2 protein-coding genes are annotated in these 1,063 nt (G+C 65.8%); both read left to right on the top strand.

Annotated features, from left to right (window positions below; translation table 11 throughout):
- The coding region (locus tag DW151_RS10430; RefSeq protein ID WP_147324175.1) for a PTS sugar transporter subunit IIC at positions 1-240 on the top strand (240 nt) is incomplete at its 5' end.
- Complete coding sequence (locus DW151_RS10425) at positions 221-1,054, top strand: PTS system mannose/fructose/sorbose family transporter subunit IID (protein WP_117565064.1); 834 nt, start codon at positions 221-223, stop codon at positions 1,052-1,054. The genes DW151_RS10430 and DW151_RS10425, both read left to right, overlap by 20 nt.
- Positions 1,055-1,063 lie beyond the last annotated feature (9 nt).

Here is a 1,063-nt window from a genome sequence, read left to right as displayed (position 1 = left end):
GGCGTTGCCGCCAACATCCTGCCGGCCATGGGCTTCGCCATGCTCGGCCGCCTGGTGCTCACCAAGCAGCTCGTGCCCTTCTACTTCCTGGGCTTCCTGCTGTGCTCCTACGCCAACGTGCCCGTCCTGGGCGTCGCCCTGATCGCCATCATCATCGGCATCGACAAGTTCGACCTGCTCGGCCTGGGCGGAGCCCAGCCCCAGCTCTCCGCGGAAGGGGATGAGGACGATGACTTCTAGTCCCGAGAACAAGATCACGCGCTCCGACCTCGTCAAGAGCGCCGTCAACGTCGGCGCCCTGGGCATGGAGTTCTCCTGGACCTACTACAAGCAGATGAACATCGCCTTCTGCCTGATGGTCGCCAACATGCTCAAGAAGATCTACGCCGGCCGCCCCGACGACTACGCCGAGGCCCTGCACCGCCACTGCGCGTTCTTCAACATCACCGTCCAGTTCGCCCCGTTCGTCGGCGGCATCGCGATGGCCATGGAGGAGAAGGTCGCCCGCGGCGAGATCGAGCCCGAGAGCGTCAACGACGTCAAGGCCGCCCTCATGGGCCCGCTGTCCGGCATCGGCGACTCCATCTTCCTGTCGACGCTGCGCGTGGTCGCCGCCGCGGTGGGCATCAGCCTGTGCCAGGCCGGCAACCCCTTCGGCCCCATCGCCTTCCTGCTCATCTACAACGTCCCCGGCTTCGCGCTGCGCATCTGGGGCGCCGTCAAGGGCTACGAGCTGGGCGTGGGTTTCCTGGACGAGGCCCAGAGGACCGGCCTCATGCAGAAGATCATGACCTGCGTGGGCATCGTGGGCGTCATGGTCGTGGGCGCCATGTGCAAGGACATGTTCTGGGCCAGCATCCCGGTGGCCATCGGCTCGGGCGAGGACGCCCAGACCCTCCAGGACATCCTGGACGGCATCATGCCCGGCATGCTCGGCATGCTCGCCTTCTGGCTGTACTACTGGCTGCTGTCCAAGAAGATCAACCCCATGGTGCTGATCGTGGCCACCATGGTCGTGGGCATCATCGGCGCGTTCTTCGGCGTGCTGGCGTAAGGGCCCGGC

The sequence above is a fragment of the Collinsella sp. AM13-34 genome (assembly GCF_003473055.1).
Classification (GTDB): Bacteria; Actinomycetota; Coriobacteriia; order Coriobacteriales; family Coriobacteriaceae; genus Collinsella.
Note: the sequence above shows the minus strand (reverse complement) of the source record. Positions and strands in the feature narration are given on the sequence as shown.

What these genes read in the sequence shown, in the direction of transcription:
- DW151_RS10425 (WP_117565064.1), top strand. Translation starts at nt 221, where the DNA reads ATGAGGACGATGACTTCTAGTCCCGAGAACAAGATCACGCGCTCCGAC.